Source organism: Escherichia sp. WS1450, assembly GCF_046487395.1.
GTDB lineage: Bacteria > Pseudomonadota > Gammaproteobacteria > Enterobacterales > Enterobacteriaceae > Escherichia > Escherichia coli.
Genome location: NZ_JBJQJO010000002.1, coordinates 72,969 through 88,208 on the forward strand (window position 1 = coordinate 72,969; position 15,240 = coordinate 88,208).

The following is a 15,240-nucleotide window of genomic DNA, read 5'->3' on the forward strand; positions in this document are numbered from 1 at the left end:
ACCCTGCCAAAAAAAGGAATAACAATGCGACATAGCGTACTTTTTGCGACAGCGTTTGCCACGCTTATCTCTACACAAACTTTTGCTGCCGACCTGCCGGGCAAAGGCATTACTGTTAATCCGGTTCAGAGCACCATCACCGAAGAAACTTTCCAGACGCTGCTGGTCAGCCGCGCGCTGGAGAAATTAGGTTATACCGTCAATAAACCCAGCGAAGTGGATTACAACGTTGGCTACACCTCGCTTGCTTCCGGCGATGCAACCTTCACCGCAGTGAACTGGACGCCACTGCATGACAACATGTACGAAGCTGCCGGTGGCGATAAGAAATTTTATCGTGAAGGAGTATTTGTTAACGGCGCGGCACAGGGTTACCTGATCGATAAGAAAACTGCCGACCAGTATAAAATTACCAACATCGCGCAACTTAAAGATCCGAAGATCGCCAAACTGTTCGATACCAACGGCGACGGTAAAGCGGATTTAACCGGCTGTAACCCAGGCTGGGGCTGCGAAGGTGCGATCAACCACCAGCTTGCCGCGTATGGACTGACCAATACCGTGACGCATAATCAGGGGAACTACGCAGCGATGATGGCTGACACCATCAGTCGTTACAAAGAGGGTAAGCCGGTGTTTTACTACACCTGGACGCCGTACTGGGTGAGTAACGAACTGAAACCGGGGAAAGATGTGGTCTGGTTGCAGGTGCCGTTCTCCGCACTGCCGGGCGATAAAAATGCCGATACCAAACTGCCGAATGGCGCGAATTACGGCTTCCCGGTCAGTACCATGCATATCGTTGCCAACAAAGCCTGGGCCGAGAAAAACCCGGCAGCAGCGAAACTGTTTGCCATTATGCAGTTACCAGTGGCAGATATTAACGCCCAGAACGCCATTATGCATGACGGCAAAGCCTCAGAAGGCGATATTCAGGGCCACGTTGATGGCTGGATCAAAGCCCACCAGCAGCAGTTCGATGGCTGGGTGAATGAGGCGCTGGCAGCGCAGAAGTAAATATTGATAACCGCGCAGATAATGCTCATGTGAGTAAAACAATTGCAGCGATGGTTTTAATCCGGCTGAAAATCGATGAGACGTTTTCTGAAGGCCGGGGCGACGCGCAGGGATGCGCGGCGAGGGCGCGTCTTACAGGGATGTTACCTCGCGCCCGTACCCGATAGCCGTAAGAAATAAGTCGAATGTACCGCGTAGCGGCGATTTTGTGCCAAAAGCCTGGGTCGCCAGGGTGGTGGCGACTGAGCCACCCTGGCACGTTCACCAGCAAAATAGTGACAAAGTAGCTATAGTCTGGAAGTGAACGTAACATTTGCCTTAGTGGCATATTTCACCTTCAAATACCCTCTCCCCATTACCCGCACATTTTAACAATCTATCTTTCGCCCCATATTCATCAACATCCGCTATTATTGATTTCCAGCTTAATCATCACCTGATGAACAAAAATAATGACTAAAACAAACCATGAGCTTAGCCCGGCGCTGATCGTGCTGATGTCTATCGCCACCGGTCTGGCGGTAGCCAGTAACTATTACGCCCAGCCATTACTCGACACCATCGCGCGTAACTTTTCCCTTTCCGCCAGTTCGGCGGGCTTTATTGTTACCGCCGCGCAGTTGGGCTATGCCGCAGGTCTGCTGTTTATTGTTCCCCTCGGTGATATGTTTGAACGCCGCCGCCTGATTGTCTCGATGACCTTACTGGCAGCGGGCGGTATGTTGATTACCGCCAGCAGTCAGTCACTGGCGATGATGATCCTCGGTACGGCATTAACCGGTTTATTCTCAGTCGTGGCACAAATTCTGGTTCCGCTGGCAGCGACGCTGGCTTCACCAGACAAACGCGGCAAAGTGGTCGGCACCATTATGAGCGGGCTGCTGTTGGGGATCTTGCTGGCACGAACCGTTGCCGGGTTGCTGGCAAACCTCGGCGGCTGGCGCACCGTCTTTTGGGTTGCCTCGGTGTTAATGGCACTGATGGCGCTGGCATTATGGCGTGGTCTGCCACAAATGAAATCAGAAACCCACCTCAACTACCCACAGTTGCTTGGTTCCGTTTTCAGCATGTTTATCAGCGATAAAATTCTGCGCACCCGCGCGTTGCTGGGCTGCCTGACCTTTGCCAACTTCAGCATTCTCTGGACCTCAATGGCCTTTTTGCTTGCCGCTCCACCTTTTAACTACAGCGATGGTGTAATTGGTCTGTTTGGACTTGCGGGAGCTGCCGGAGCGTTGGGTGCTCGTCCGGCGGGCGGTTTTGCCGATAAGGGTAAATCGCACCACACCACTACTTTCGGTCTGCTGCTGCTATTACTTTCATGGCTGGCGATCTGGTTTGGCCACACTTCCGTACTGGCCTTGATTATCGGCATCCTGGTGCTGGATCTCACCGTGCAGGGCGTGCATATCACTAACCAGACGGTAATTTATCGAATACATCCTGATGCGCGTAATCGCCTGACCGCAGGTTACATGACCAGCTACTTTATTGGCGGTGCCGCCGGTTCGCTAATTTCAGCCTCAGCCTGGCAACATGGCGGTTGGGCTGGCGTTTGTCTGGCTGGCGCGACGATTGCCCTGGTTAACTTACTGGTCTGGTGGCGAGGTTTTCATCGTCAGGAAGCCGCAAATTAAGCAATCAGCAACCGTTTTCGTGGCTTTACACTTATAAGGGTGTTAAGAAGCCCATCAGTCTGATAAGGTTAAGATATTCATTCAGTCTATTTATAATATTAACAATCGTTAAGCGTACACTCTATGGAAAGCCCTACTCCACAGCCTGCTCCTGGTTCGGCGACCTTCATGGAAGGATGCAAAGACAGTTTACCGATTGTTATTAGTTATATTCCGGTGGCCTTTGCGTTCGGTCTGAATGCGACCCGTCTGGGATTCTCTCCTCTCGAAAGCGTTTTTTTCTCCTGCATCATTTATGCAGGCGCGAGCCAGTTCGTCATTACCGCGATGCTGGCAGCCGGGAGTAGTTTGTGGGTTGCTGCACTGACCGTCATGGCAATGGATGTTCGCCATGTTTTGTATGGCCCGTCACTGCGTAGCCGTATTATTCAGCGTCTGCAAAAATCGAAAACCGCCCTGTGGGCATTTGGCCTGACGGATGAGGTTTTTGCCGCCGCAACCGCAAAACTGGTACGCAATAATCGCCGCTGGAGCGAGAACTGGATGATCGGCATTGCCTTCAGTTCATGGTCATCGTGGGTATTTGGTACGGTAATAGGGGCATTCTCCGGCAGCGGCTTGCTGCAAGGATATCCCGCCGTTGAAGCAGCATTAGGTTTTATGCTTCCGGCACTCTTTATGAGTTTCCTGCTCGCCTCTTTCCAGCGCAAACAATCTCTTTGCGTTACCGCAGCGTTAGTTGGTGCCCTTGCAGGCGTAACGCTATTTTCTATTCCCGTCGCCATTCTGGCAGGCATTGTCTGTGGCTGCCTCACTGCGTTAATCCAGGCATTCTGGCAAGGAGCGCCCGATGAGCTATGAGGTTCTGCTGCTTGGGTTACTGGTTGGCGCGGCGAATTATTGCTTCCGCTATTTGCCGCTGCGCCTGCGTGTGGGTAATGCCCGCCCAACCAAACGTGGCGCGATAGGCATATTGCTCGACACCATTGGCATCGCCTCGATATGCGCTCTGCTGGTTGTCTCTACCGCACCAGAAGTGATGCACGATACACGCCGTTTCGTGCCCACGCTGGTCGGCTTCGCGGTACTGGGTGCCAGTTTCTATAAAACACGCAGCATTATCATCCCAACACTGCTTAGTGCGCTGGCCTACGGGCTCGCCTGGAAAGTGATGGCGATTATATAACCCACAAGAATCATTTTTCTAAAACAATACATTTACTTTATTTGTCACTGTCGTTACTATATCGGCTGAAATTAATGAGGTCATACCCAAATGGATAGTTCGTTTACGCCCATTGAACAAATGCTAAAATTTCGCGCCAGCCGCCACGAAGATTTTCCTTATCAGGAGATCCTTCTGACTCGTCTTTGCATGCACATGCAAAGCAAGCTGCTGGAGAACCGCAATAAAATGCTGAAGGCTCAGGGGATTAACGAGACGTTGTTTATGGCGTTGATTACGCTGGAGTCTCAGGAAAACCACAGTATTCAGCCTTCTGAATTGAGTTGTGCTCTTGGATCATCCCGTACCAACGCGACGCGTATTGCCGATGAACTGGAAAAACGCGGTTGGATCGAACGTCGTGAAAGCGATAACGATCGCCGCTGCCTGCATCTGCAATTAACGGAAAAAGGTCACGAGTTTTTGCGCGAGGTTTTACCACCGCAGCATAACTGCCTGCATCAACTCTGGTCCGCGCTCAGCACAACAGAAAAAGATCAGCTCGAGCAAATCACCCGCAAATTGCTCTCCCGTCTCGACCAGATGGAACAAGACGGTGTGGTTCTCGAAGCGATGAGCTAACGCGTCATCTCGCTCAAAAATCCAGATTTATAAAAGAAAAAATGACTGGCCAGCATCGCAACATGCTGGCCTTTTTGGCAAGCAGGTCGGCTCAGCCGATGAGTTAAGAAGATCGTGGAGAACAATATGAGCGCAAATGCGGAGACTCAAACCCCGCAGCAACCGGTAAAGAAGAGCGGCAAACGTAAGCGTCTGCTCCTCCTTCTCACCTTGCTCTTTATAATTATTGCCGTAGCGATAGGGATTTATTGGTTTTTGGTACTGCGTCATTTCGAAGAAACCGATGACGCATACGTGGCAGGGAATCAGATTCAAATTATGTCTCAGGTGTCTGGCAGCGTGACGAAAGTCTGGGCCGATAACACCGACTTTGTAAAAGAAGGCGATGTGCTGGTCACCCTCGACCCGACAGATGCTCGCCAGGCGTTTGAAAAAGCCAAAACTGCACTGGCTTCCAGCGTTCGCCAAACCCACCAGCTGATGATTAACAGCAAACAGTTGCAGGCGAATATTGAGGTGCAAAAAATCGCACTCGCGAAAGCACAAAGCGACTACAACCGCCGTGTGCCGCTGGGCAATGCCAACCTGATTGGTCGCGAAGAGCTGCAACACGCCCGCGACGCCGTTACCAGTGCCCAGGCACAACTGGACGTCGCGATTCAACAATACAATGCCAATCAGGCGATGATTCTGGGGACTAAACTGGAAGATCAGCCTGCCGTGCAACAGGCTGCCACCGAAGTACGTAACGCCTGGCTGGCGCTGGAGCGTACTCGTATTGTCAGTCCGATGACCGGTTATGTCTCCCGCCGCGCGGTACAGCCTGGGGCACAAATTAGCCCAACGACGCCGCTGATGGCGGTCGTTCCAGCCACCAATATGTGGGTGGATGCCAACTTTAAAGAGACGCAGATTGCCAATATGCGCATCGGTCAGCCGGTCACCATCACCACCGATATTTACGGCGATGATGTGAAATACACCGGTAAAGTGGTTGGTCTGGATATGGGGACAGGTAGCGCGTTCTCACTGCTTCCGGCGCAAAATGCGACTGGTAACTGGATCAAAGTCGTTCAGCGTCTGCCTGTTCGTATTGAACTGGACCAGAAACAGCTCGAGCAATACCCGCTGCGTATCGGTTTGTCCACGCTGGTGAGCGTCAATACCACTAACCGTGACGGTCAGGTACTAGCAAATAAAGTACGTTCCACACCGGTAGCGGTAAGCACCGCGCGTGAAATCAGCCTGGCACCTGTCAATAAACTGATCGACGATATCGTAAAAGCTAACGCTGGCTAATCCAGAGGTGCGTGTGATGCAACAGCAAAAACCGCTGGAAGGCGCGCAACTGGTCATTATGACGATTGCGCTGTCACTGGCGACATTCATGCAGGTGCTGGACTCCACCATTGCTAACGTGGCGATCCCCACTATCGCCGGGAATCTGGGCTCATCGCTCAGCCAGGGAACGTGGGTAATCACTTCCTTCGGGGTAGCGAATGCCATCTCGATCCCGCTTACCGGCTGGCTGGCAAAGCGCGTCGGGGAAGTGAAACTGTTCCTCTGGTCAACCATCGCCTTTGCTATTGCGTCGTGGGCGTGTGGTGTCTCCAGCAGCCTGAATATGCTGATCTTCTTCCGCGTGATTCAGGGGATTGTCGCCGGACCGTTGATCCCGCTTTCGCAAAGTCTATTGCTGAATAACTACCCGCCAGCCAAACGCTCGATCGCGCTGGCGTTGTGGTCAATGACGGTGATTGTCGCGCCAATTTGCGGCCCGATCCTCGGCGGTTATATCAGCGATAATTACCACTGGGGCTGGATATTCTTCATCAACGTGCCAATTGGCGTGGCGGTGGTGTTGATGACACTGCAAACCCTGCGCGGACGCGAAACCCGCACCGAACGGCGGCGGATTGATGCCGTGGGGCTGGCACTGCTGGTTATTGGTATAGGCAGCCTGCAGATTATGCTCGACCGCGGTAAAGAGCTGGACTGGTTCTCATCACAGGAAATTATCATCCTTACCGTGGTGGCAGTGGTGGCTATCTGCTTCCTGATTGTCTGGGAGCTGACCGACGATAACCCGATAGTCGATCTGTCGTTGTTTAAGTCGCGCAACTTCACCATCGGCTGCTTGTGTATCAGCCTCGCGTATATGCTCTACTTCGGCGCGATTGTTCTGCTGCCGCAGTTGTTGCAGGAGGTCTACGGTTACACGGCAACGTGGGCAGGTCTAGCCTCTGCGCCGGTAGGAATTATTCCGGTGATCCTGTCGCCGATTATCGGCCGCTTCGCGCATAAACTGGATATGCGGCGGCTGGTAACCTTCAGCTTTATTATGTATGCCGTCTGCTTCTACTGGCGTGCCTATACCTTTGAACCAGGTATGGATTTTGGCGCGTCGGCCTGGCCGCAGTTTATCCAGGGTTTTGCGGTGGCCTGCTTCTTTATGCCGCTGACCACCATTACGCTGTCTGGTTTGCCACCGGAACGACTGGCGGCAGCATCGAGCCTCTCCAACTTTACGCGAACGCTGGCGGGGTCTATCGGCACGTCGATAACCACAACCATGTGGACCAACCGCGAGTCGATGCACCATGCGCAGTTGACTGAGTCGGTAAACCCGTTCAACCCGAATGCCCAGGCGATGTACAGTCAACTGGAAGGGCTTGGGATGACGCAACAGCAGGCATCAGGCTGGATTGCCCAGCAGATCACCAATCAGGGGCTGATTATTTCCGCCAATGAGATCTTCTGGATGTCAGCCGGGATATTCCTCGTCTTGCTGGGGCTGGTGTGGTTTGCTAAACCGCCATTTGGCGCAGGTGGCGGCGGAGGTGGTGCGCACTAAGTACAACTAAGCCAGTTCATTTGAACTGGCTTTTTTCAATTAATTGTGAAGATAGTTTACTGACTAGATGTGCAGTTCCTGCAACTTCTCTTTCGGCAGCGCCAGTTCTTCGTTGCTGTTGATGCGTACGTCACGTTCCAGAATGCTACGCGCAATATCCTGTGCTTCCTGCAACGAGTGCATCTGGTAAGTGCCACACTGGTAGACGTTCAGTTCCGGGATCTGATTCTGATCCTGCACTTTCAGCACGTCTTCCATTGCCGCTTTCCAGGCATCAGCGACACGCTGCTCATCTGGCGTACCAATCAGACTCATATAAAAACCGGTGCGGCAGCCCATTGGCGAGATATCGATAATCTCTACACCATTACCGTTAAGATGGTTACGCATAAAACCAGCAAACAGGTGCTCCAGGGTATGGATCCCTCTTTCTGGCATCACTTCTTTGTTCGGCACGCAGAAGCGCAGATCGAACACGGTGATTGCGTCGCCATGCGGGGTGTTCATTGTTTTCGCCACCCGAACTGCAGGCGCTTCCATCCGGGTATGATCGACTGTGAAGCTATCTAACAACGGCATTTAGCCACCTCCGGTAATTTTTTTAAAAATTTTCTGAACTCTTTCTTCCCAGGCGAGTCTGAGTATATGAAAGACGCGCATTTGTTATCATCATCCCTGAATTCAGAGATGAAATTTTGGCCACTCACGAGTGGCCTTTTTCTTTTCTGTCAGGCGTGTTTTTCCAGCCACACCGCAAACGGTTCGGTATCAGCGGCTTCCATTTCCTGCTGACGGCGTTCAGACGCCTCGCGCTCGGCTACAAAATCCTCTTCGCGCAGAATTTCCAACGGCTCTTCACGCAGCAGATTACGGTACGCTTCAGCAAACGCTTTGCCTGTTCCGCCAATACCAGTATCAATCATAGACCTTAAGATACGGGCAGAGAAAGTCAGATCGGGATTATCGAAGCAGGCGACCAGTTCATCACACACTTTCTGATACGCTTCGCCGCCGTTAATGCTATCCAGCGTTTGCGCAACGCGTTTCAGATCGCGGAACAGATCTTTACCCACCTGCGGTAACGGGAACTGCGCGGTTTCGCAGCCGATACCCAGCGTCAGGCCCGGTTTGCGACCTTCGAGGATCACCCGGTTCCAGTTAACGCGTGTACAGGCAAGTTCGCGACTGCTCATTTCCGGTGCATCAGCCAGCGCACACCAGACCATAAACAGGTCGAGGAATCGCACCTGCTGTTCATCTACACCAATCGGCGAGAATGGGTTGATGTCCAGCGAACGCACTTCAATATATTCAATGCCGCCACGTAACAGCGCATCAGAAGGCGACTCACCACTGCGGGTAACGCGTTTTGGACGAATCGGCGCGTACAGTTCGTTTTCAATCTGCAGCACATTGCTGTTGATTTGCAGCCGCTTACCGTCTTTCTCAATACCAATCTTCGCGTACTCTTCCGATGGCGTTTTGATTGCCTGTTTAAGGCCCGCTACGTACTCGTAAAGATCGTTGAAGGTAATACCAAGATTGCTTTGCGATTTGTTGGTATAGCCAAGATCGCTCAAACGAAGAGAGGTCGCATACGGCAGGTAATACATACCGCACTCGGTTTTCTCAAACGGCAGCGACGTTGGTTTTCCTTGCAGGAAAGAAGAACAAATCGCCGGAGACGCGCCAAACAGATAAGGAATGACCCAACCGAAACGATAGTAATTGCGGATAACGCGGAAATAGCCCGCAGAAATTTTCTCTTTGGCATCAGCGCCCGCGATATCACCACACTTCGCTTGCCAGAATGCCATTGGCAAAGAGAAATTGTAGTGCACGCCGGAAATGGTTTGCATCAGCGCGCCGTAGCGATTTTTCAGCCCTTCACGGTACAGCGTTTTAAAGCGTCCGGTGTTAGAAGTGCCGTACTGTGCCAGTTCGATGTCCTGACCTTCTGCGATGTAGCATGGCATACTTAACGGCCACATCCGCTCATCGCCCATATTGCGCGCCGTATAACGATGCAGATCGCGCATAAAGGTCAGCATATGTTCAATATCACCATCCACTGGTGTAATGAATTCCAGTAATGCTTCCGCAAAATCGGTAGTAATCCATTTGTGCGTCAGTGCGGAACCTAATGCTTCAGGATGACCTGTTGTTGCCAGTCTGCCATCAGCATTAACACGCAAAGTTTCGCGCTCCAGCCCACGCTGTATCCCCTTTAACGCCTGAGGATGTTTTTCCAGCCAGGCCAGCGCCTGTGATACGTCCGGGATCAAATTGACCTCCCGCCTGTCAAAATCGTTTTAATTAGCATAACTGTAATGGTGACCATATGTGCAGGCCTACAATTAGTGCCACCACATCATGCCCTGAACGGTCGCTGCTGCAACTGCAACATAGCGTAACGCTTTACCAAGGCACAAAAAAAAGATTACCGGCCCCCAGGAGATGCGCATCCATCCCGCTAACAGACACAGTAAATCGCCAACCACGGGCATCCAGCTTAATAATAGCGTGACTGCACCATAGCGTTTCAGCCAGCCGGTAGCTTTCTCTTACCAGCGCGATGTTTTACGCAATGGAAAGAAACGCCCAAGGATAACGTTAGTTAACCCTCCAAGGCTATTACCCATTGTTGCTGTTAAAACTAAAACCCAGGGATGACTGATCCCGGAAAGCAACATTGCCACCAGCACGACTTCGGAGTTGCCGGGTAATAGTGTAGCGCTGAGAAAACTACTGGCAAACAACGAGAAAAGCGATAACGCTTCACTCACAGCAAGCGAACATCCACAGCGTCCATGCCTGCTGCACGGGCCGCCAGAATACCGAAATCGGCATCTTCAAAGACCACACACTGTGTCGGTTGCACGCCCATACGCTGCGCGCACAACAAAAATGTGTCTGGCGCGGGTTTATGGTGTTTGACGTGATCAGCAGCGACGACGGCGTCAAAATAACGGCGTAATCCCAGGTGCGCCAGCAATGCCTCAGCGATGGCGCTTTCACTCCCCGTTCCTACAGCCATTGGGCGACGACCATGCCAGCTTTTCACCACTTCAACAAGAGGAAGCGGCTCGACACTATCCAGCAGCATACTTCTTACTGCTTCTGTTTTTTCACGCGCTAACGCATGCGGGTCGAGATCGGCCTGATTCAGCTCAATAATCGCCTGAGCAATACGCCAGGTGGGCGAGCCATTAAGCGCAATCATCGCCTGAACATCGTACTGAAGACCGTAGTGCCCTAATACTTCGCGCCACGCTTTACGGTGCGTAGGCTCGGTATCCAGGATGGTGCCATCCATATCAAAAATTAAACCTGCATAACGCTCGTACATGGTCTTCTCGCAAGTCGAAAAATATGACGCTACTTTAGCGTAATTGCTTGATTTTGTCGCTGATGGCGAAGGAGAAGAAAATTCAGGAAATGGATAAAGTAGTTATTTAGAAATGAGATATTTTTGAAGGAAATTTTTTGGAGATGATGGTGCATCCGGGAGGATGACTCACTGGCGTTCGCCCTTCGGGCCGTTGCTGGCGCAACGTTATCCTCCCTGGTGCCTGCGGTTAATACCGCTACCTCTTCGATACCTTCATTGCTGAAGATTACGGAGAATATGGTGCATCCGGGAGGATTCGAACCTCCGACCGCTCGGTTCGTAGCCGAGTACTCTATCCAGCTGAGCTACGGATGCATCGGGAAAACTTATTTTACTGCTGATATTGATATCGCTACTAAAGCCATATCAAGTAAGAGATGGTGCATCCGGGAGGATTACTCGCCTTGCGGCTCGCCCTTCGGGCCGTTGCTAAAGCAACGTTATCCTTCCTGGTGCCTGCGGTTAATTCCGCTACCTCTTCGATATCTTCATTGCTGAAGATTTCGGAGAATATGGTGCATCCGGGAGGATTCGAACCTCCGACCGCTCGGTTCGTAGCCGAGTACTCTATCCAGCTGAGCTACGGATGCATCGGGAAATTTATTTTACTGCTGATATTGATATCGCTACTAAAACCATATCAAGTAAGAGATGGTGCATCCGGGAGGATTCGAACCTCCGACCGCTCGGTTCGTAGCCGAGTACTCTATCCAGCTGAGCTACGGATGCATCGGGAAACTTACTTTACTGCAGATTTTTTGATACCGCTACTAAAGCCGTATCAAGTAAGAGATGGTGCATCCGGGAGGATTACTCGCCTTGCGGCTCGCCCTTCGGGCCGTTGCTAAAGCAACGTTATCCTCCCTGGTGCCTGCGGTTATTACCGCCACCTCTTCTATACCTTCATCGCTGAAAGTACGTAGAATATGGTGCATCCGGGAGGATTCGAACCTCCGACCGCTCGGTTCGTAGCCGAGTACTCTATCCAGCTGAGCTACGGATGCAAATGGCGGTGAGGCGGGGATTCGAACCCCGGATGCAGCTTTTGACCGCATACTCCCTTAGCAGGGGAGCGCCTTCAGCCTCTCGGCCACCTCACCACACGCCTCTTACGAGTGCTTCGAAGAACTTGTTTATCGCTCATCGTCGCTGCGTGGCGCACATATTACTTTCTGAGACTTATAAGTCAAACAATTTTTCCCACACTTTTATCGTTTGCACACTTCACGCTCAATTAGTCTGTAAAAACGTCAAAAAGAGTGTTTTATCAACAAAAAAACGGAGGTCTGTCAGATAGCAGTAATGCAAAAAAATGGAGACTTAAGTTGAATGAACGGGAGTAAAGCGAAAAGACAATGGAGTGAAGAAGAAATTTTGAGGGTGCGTCTCACCGATAAAGATGAGACGCGAAAAGATTAGTAACTGGACTGCTGGGATTTTTCAGCCTGGATACGCTGGTAGATCTCTTCACGGTGAACAGAAACTTCCTTCGGGGCATTTACGCCAATACGTACCTGGTTGCCCTTTACCCCTAAAACTGTCACGGTGACCTCATCCCCAATCATGAGGGTCTCACCAACTCGACGAGTCAGAATCAGCATTCTTTGCTCCTTGAAAGATTAAAAGAGTCGGGTCTCTCTGTATCCCGGCATTATCCATCATATAACGCCAAAAAGTAAGCAATGACAAACACATTACATGTAAGCAGTCATGGCATTACATTCTGTTAAACCTAAGTTTAGCCGATATACACAACTTCAACCTGACTTTATCGTTGTCGATAGCGTTAATGCGAATGCCGTGAAGCGAGTCCACGGCATTGCCTGACGCTTATATTATTGCAATTTCGCGCTGACCCAGCCTTTCACACTGGCTAACGCTGCAGGTAAGGCCGCAGCATCCGTACCACCGGCTTGCGCCATGTCAGGACGTCCACCACCCTTGCCGCCCACCTGCTGAGCGACCATACCAATCAGTTCCCCTGCTTTCACACGATCTGTGACGTCCTTAGATACGCCTGCAATCAGAGAAACCTTACCTTCGACTACCGTTGCCAGCACGATAATTGTCGACCCCAGCTGATTTTTTAAATCGTCAACCATGGTACGCAACATTTTCGGCTCAACACCGCTAAGCTCGCTAACCAACAGCTTAACACCATTAACATCAATTGCCTTACTGGAAAGATTTGCGCTCTCCTGTGCGGCAGCTTGTTCTTTAAGCTGTTGTAACTCTTTTTCCAGCTGACGCGTACGTTCCAGTACTGAGCGCACTTTATCAGCCAGATTATTGCTATCGCCTTTCAGCAGATGCGCGACTTCGCTTAAGCGATCGCTGTCTGCATGAACGGTGGCGATAGCGCCTTCTCCGGTTACCGCTTCGATACGACGAACGCCTGCAGCAGTACCCGATTCAGAGATGATGCGGAACAGACCAATATCACCGGTGCGGCTTGCGTGAGTACCGCCACACAGCTCGGTGGAGAAATCGCCCATGCTCAGCACGCGTACGCGCTCATCATACTTCTCGCCGAACAGCGCCATCGCACCTTTCGCTTTCGCCGCTTCGAGATCCATGATGTTGGTTTCGATCGGCAAGTTACGGCGAATCTGTGCGTTCACCAGGTCTTCGACCGCACGAATCTCTTCTGGTTTCATCGCTTCGTTGTGTGAGAAGTCGAAGCGCAGCACTTTGTCGTTAACCAGTGAACCTTTCTGCGATACATGAGTACCCAGAACCTGGCGCAGCGCAGCGTGCATCAGGTGCGTTGCGGAGTGATTCAGACGAATACGGGCGCGACGAGCTTCATCAACATCAGCCTGCACCGCGTCGCCCACTTTCAGAGAACCCGCAGCAAGTTTACCGATGTGACCAATCGCCTGGCCGTATTTCTGCGTATCTTCCACCGCAAAGGAGAAGTTAGTGCCTTTCAGTTCGCCTTTATCACCAACCTGACCGCCGGATTCCGCATAGAATGGCGTTTGATCCAGCACGACCACAGCTTCCTGGCCTGCATTGATGGCATCAACCGCTTTACCATCAACAAACAGCGCGGTCACTTTGCCGTTCAGTTCCAGATGGTCATAGCCTTTAAATTCAGATGCACTGTCAACACGGATCATTGCGTTGTAATCGGCACCAAAGCCGCTGGCTTCGCGCGCGCGACGACGCTGCTCTTCCATTGCTGCTTCGAAACCAGCTTCGTCAACTTTGATGTTGCGCTCACGACAAACATCAGCCGTCAGGTCAACCGGGAAGCCATAGGTGTCGTACAGACGGAAAGCCGTTTCACCATCCAGCGTATCACCAGAAAGTTTTGCCAGCTCTTCATCCAGCAGCGCCAGACCGCGCTCCAGAGTACGGGCAAACTGCTCTTCTTCAGTCTTCAGCACCTGCTCAACCTGCGCCTGCTGGCGTTTCAGGTCTTCACCCGCAGAGCCCATTACGTCGATCAGCGGACCAACCAGTTTGTAGAAGAAGGTTTCTTTCGCGCCCAGCATATTGCCGTGACGCACTGCGCGACGAATGATACGACGCAGTACATAACCACGGTTTTCATTGGACGGCATTACGCCATCCGCGATCAGGAACGCACAAGAACGAATGTGGTCAGCGATTACGCGCAGCGATTTATTGCTCAGATCGGTCGCGCCAGTGACTTTCGCTACCGCCTGGATCAGCGTGCGGAACAGGTCGATGTCATAGTTAGAGTTAACGTGTTGCAGCACCGCAGCAATACGCTCCAGACCCATACCGGTATCTACAGACGGCTTCGGCAGCGGTTCCATCGTGCCATCTGCCTGGCGGTTGAACTGCATGAAGACGATGTTCCAGATCTCAATGTAGCGATCGCCGTCTTCTTCCGGACTTCCCGGAGGGCCACCCCAAATGTGGTCGCCGTGATCGTAGAAGATTTCGGTGCACGGGCCGCACGGACCAGTGTCACCCATCTGCCAGAAGTTGTCAGATGCGTATGGCGCACCTTTGTTATCGCCGATGCGAATAATACGTTCGCGCGGGATCCCTACTTCTTTTTCCCAGATTTCGTAGGCTTCGTCGTCGCTTTCATAGACGGTAACCCACAGACGCTCTTTCGGCAGGGCAAACCATTTTTCGCTGGTCAGCAGTTCCCATGCAAACTGAATGGCATCGTGTTTGAAATAGTCGCCGAAGCTGAAGTTGCCCAGCATTTCGAAGAAGGTATGGTGACGCGCGGTGTAACCGACGTTTTCCAGGTCGTTGTGTTTACCACCCGCACGCACGCAGCGTTGGGAAGTGGTAGCGCGGGAATAATTACGCTTGTCGAGCCCAAGGAACACATCCTTGAACTGGTTCATCCCGGCGTTGGTAAACAACAAAGTTGGGTCGTTATGGGGTACCAGGGAGCTGCTGGCAACTACCTGATGTCCCTTACTATGGAAAAAGTCGAGAAACGCCTGACGGATCTCAGCGGTGCTCTTGCTCATAATTATCCTGAAATCAAGCTAACGAAATATCGCCACCAGCTCCAGCGTGTCTTAACCGCCGGGCTGGT

The 15,240-nt window shown here is 51.8% G+C and carries 12 protein-coding genes, 5 tRNA genes and 1 pseudogene; 7 read left to right on the plus strand and 11 right to left on the minus strand.

What is annotated here, in order from left to right; all coding sequences use genetic code 11:
• The first annotated feature begins 24 nt into the window (after nucleotides 1-24).
• The 7 genes from proX to emrB all read left to right on the plus strand — a co-directional run bounded on the left by proX (nucleotide 25) and on the right by emrB (nucleotide 7,315).
• On the plus strand, nucleotides 25-1,017 hold the full coding sequence (gene proX / locus ACJHYR_RS02615; RefSeq protein ID WP_001216531.1) for a glycine betaine/L-proline ABC transporter substrate-binding protein ProX: 993 nt from the start codon (nucleotides 25-27) through the stop codon (nucleotides 1,015-1,017).
• 452 nt (nucleotides 1,018-1,469) lie between these two features.
• Nucleotides 1,470-2,654: an MFS transporter gene (locus ACJHYR_RS02620; RefSeq protein WP_059327684.1), complete on the plus strand. Its 1,185-nt coding sequence runs from the start codon at nucleotides 1,470-1,472 to the stop codon at nucleotides 2,652-2,654.
• Nucleotides 2,655-2,777: 123 nt separating this feature from the next.
• On the plus strand, nucleotides 2,778-3,515 hold the full coding sequence (gene ygaZ, locus ACJHYR_RS02625; RefSeq protein ID WP_000445658.1) for an L-valine exporter subunit YgaZ: 738 nt from the start codon (nucleotides 2,778-2,780) through the stop codon (nucleotides 3,513-3,515).
• Nucleotides 3,505-3,840 carry an L-valine transporter subunit YgaH gene (ygaH, locus tag ACJHYR_RS02630; protein WP_000119745.1) on the plus strand — a complete coding sequence of 112 codons (336 nt, stop codon included), beginning with the start codon at nucleotides 3,505-3,507 and terminating at the stop codon, nucleotides 3,838-3,840. The genes ygaZ and ygaH overlap by 11 nt, the downstream gene beginning before the upstream one ends.
• Nucleotides 3,841-3,930: 90 nt before the next feature.
• Nucleotides 3,931-4,461: a multidrug efflux transporter EmrAB transcriptional repressor EmrR gene (gene emrR / locus ACJHYR_RS02635; protein WP_000378442.1), complete on the plus strand. Its 531-nt coding sequence runs from the start codon at nucleotides 3,931-3,933 to the stop codon at nucleotides 4,459-4,461.
• Between the two features lie 126 nt (nucleotides 4,462-4,587).
• A complete protein-coding gene (gene emrA / locus ACJHYR_RS02640; RefSeq protein ID WP_001295175.1) occupies nucleotides 4,588-5,760 on the plus strand; it encodes a multidrug efflux MFS transporter periplasmic adaptor subunit EmrA in 1,173 nt (390 codons plus the stop codon).
• Nucleotides 5,761-5,776: 16 nt separating this feature from the next.
• The gene (emrB, locus tag ACJHYR_RS02645) at nucleotides 5,777-7,315 is read left to right on the plus strand and encodes a multidrug efflux MFS transporter permease subunit EmrB (protein ID WP_001295176.1); all 1,539 of its coding nucleotides are present in this window, start codon (nucleotides 5,777-5,779) and stop codon (nucleotides 7,313-7,315) included.
• Nucleotides 7,316-7,378: 63 nt separating this feature from the next.
• On the opposite strand, the gene luxS is transcribed toward emrB, so the two are convergent.
• The 11 genes and pseudogenes from luxS to alaS all read right to left on the minus strand — a co-directional run bounded on the left by luxS (nucleotide 7,379) and on the right by alaS (nucleotide 15,172).
• A complete protein-coding gene (gene luxS, locus ACJHYR_RS02650; RefSeq protein WP_001130211.1) occupies nucleotides 7,379-7,894 on the minus strand; it encodes an S-ribosylhomocysteine lyase in 516 nt (171 codons plus the stop codon).
• Nucleotides 7,895-8,043: 149 nt separating this feature from the next.
• Nucleotides 8,044-9,600 (minus strand): glutamate--cysteine ligase, encoded by a 1,557-nt coding sequence (gshA, locus tag ACJHYR_RS02655; RefSeq protein ID WP_001521120.1) that lies wholly within the window; start codon nucleotides 9,598-9,600, stop codon nucleotides 8,044-8,046.
• A 72-nt stretch (nucleotides 9,601-9,672) separates the two neighbouring features.
• A pseudogene (locus ACJHYR_RS02660) lies at nucleotides 9,673-10,101 on the minus strand (YqaA family protein).
• Nucleotides 10,098-10,664 carry a fructose-1-phosphate/6-phosphogluconate phosphatase gene (gene yqaB / locus ACJHYR_RS02665; protein WP_001521122.1) on the minus strand — a complete coding sequence of 189 codons (567 nt, stop codon included), beginning with the start codon at nucleotides 10,662-10,664 and terminating at the stop codon, nucleotides 10,098-10,100. Before yqaB ends, ACJHYR_RS02660 begins: the two are co-directional and overlap by 4 nt.
• 280 nt (nucleotides 10,665-10,944) lie before the next feature.
• A tRNA-Arg gene (locus ACJHYR_RS02670) sits at nucleotides 10,945-11,021 on the minus strand.
• 198 nt (nucleotides 11,022-11,219) lie between these two features.
• Nucleotides 11,220-11,296 (minus strand) — tRNA-Arg (locus ACJHYR_RS02675).
• A 62-nt stretch (nucleotides 11,297-11,358) separates the two neighbouring features.
• A tRNA-Arg gene (locus tag ACJHYR_RS02680) sits at nucleotides 11,359-11,435 on the minus strand.
• 198 nt (nucleotides 11,436-11,633) lie between these two features.
• A tRNA-Arg gene (locus ACJHYR_RS02685) sits at nucleotides 11,634-11,710 on the minus strand.
• Nucleotides 11,711-11,713: 3 nt separating this feature from the next.
• Nucleotides 11,714-11,806: transfer RNA gene (locus ACJHYR_RS02690), tRNA-Ser, on the minus strand.
• 315 nt (nucleotides 11,807-12,121) lie between these two features.
• Nucleotides 12,122-12,307, minus strand: a complete 186-nt coding sequence (gene csrA, locus ACJHYR_RS02695; RefSeq protein WP_000906486.1) for a carbon storage regulator CsrA — start codon at nucleotides 12,305-12,307, stop codon at nucleotides 12,122-12,124.
• Between the two features lie 234 nt (nucleotides 12,308-12,541).
• On the minus strand, nucleotides 12,542-15,172 hold the full coding sequence (gene alaS, locus ACJHYR_RS02700; protein ID WP_000047199.1) for an alanine--tRNA ligase: 2,631 nt from the start codon (nucleotides 15,170-15,172) through the stop codon (nucleotides 12,542-12,544).
• Nucleotides 15,173-15,240 lie beyond the last annotated feature (68 nt).

Excerpts from the sequence above, each read along its gene's own strand:
- ygaZ (WP_000445658.1), top strand. The coding sequence starts at position 2,778 with ATGGAAAGCCCTACTCCACAGCCTGCTCCTGGTTCGGCGACCTTCATG.
- emrB (WP_001295176.1), top strand. The coding sequence starts at position 5,777 with ATGCAACAGCAAAAACCGCTGGAAGGCGCGCAACTGGTCATTATGACG.
- yqaB (WP_001521122.1), bottom strand. The coding sequence starts at position 10,664 with ATGTACGAGCGTTATGCAGGTTTAATTTTTGATATGGATGGCACCATC.
- csrA (WP_000906486.1), bottom strand. The coding sequence starts at position 12,307 with ATGCTGATTCTGACTCGTCGAGTTGGTGAGACCCTCATGATTGGGGAT.
- ygaH (WP_000119745.1), top strand. The coding sequence starts at position 3,505 with ATGAGCTATGAGGTTCTGCTGCTTGGGTTACTGGTTGGCGCGGCGAAT.
- luxS (WP_001130211.1), bottom strand. The coding sequence starts at position 7,894 with ATGCCGTTGTTAGATAGCTTCACAGTCGATCATACCCGGATGGAAGCG.
- emrA (WP_001295175.1), top strand. The coding sequence starts at position 4,588 with ATGAGCGCAAATGCGGAGACTCAAACCCCGCAGCAACCGGTAAAGAAG.
- alaS (WP_000047199.1), bottom strand. The coding sequence starts at position 15,172 with ATGAGCAAGAGCACCGCTGAGATCCGTCAGGCGTTTCTCGACTTTTTC.
- emrR (WP_000378442.1), top strand. The coding sequence starts at position 3,931 with ATGGATAGTTCGTTTACGCCCATTGAACAAATGCTAAAATTTCGCGCC.
- proX (WP_001216531.1), top strand. The coding sequence starts at position 25 with ATGCGACATAGCGTACTTTTTGCGACAGCGTTTGCCACGCTTATCTCT.
- ACJHYR_RS02620 (WP_059327684.1), top strand. The coding sequence starts at position 1,470 with ATGACTAAAACAAACCATGAGCTTAGCCCGGCGCTGATCGTGCTGATG.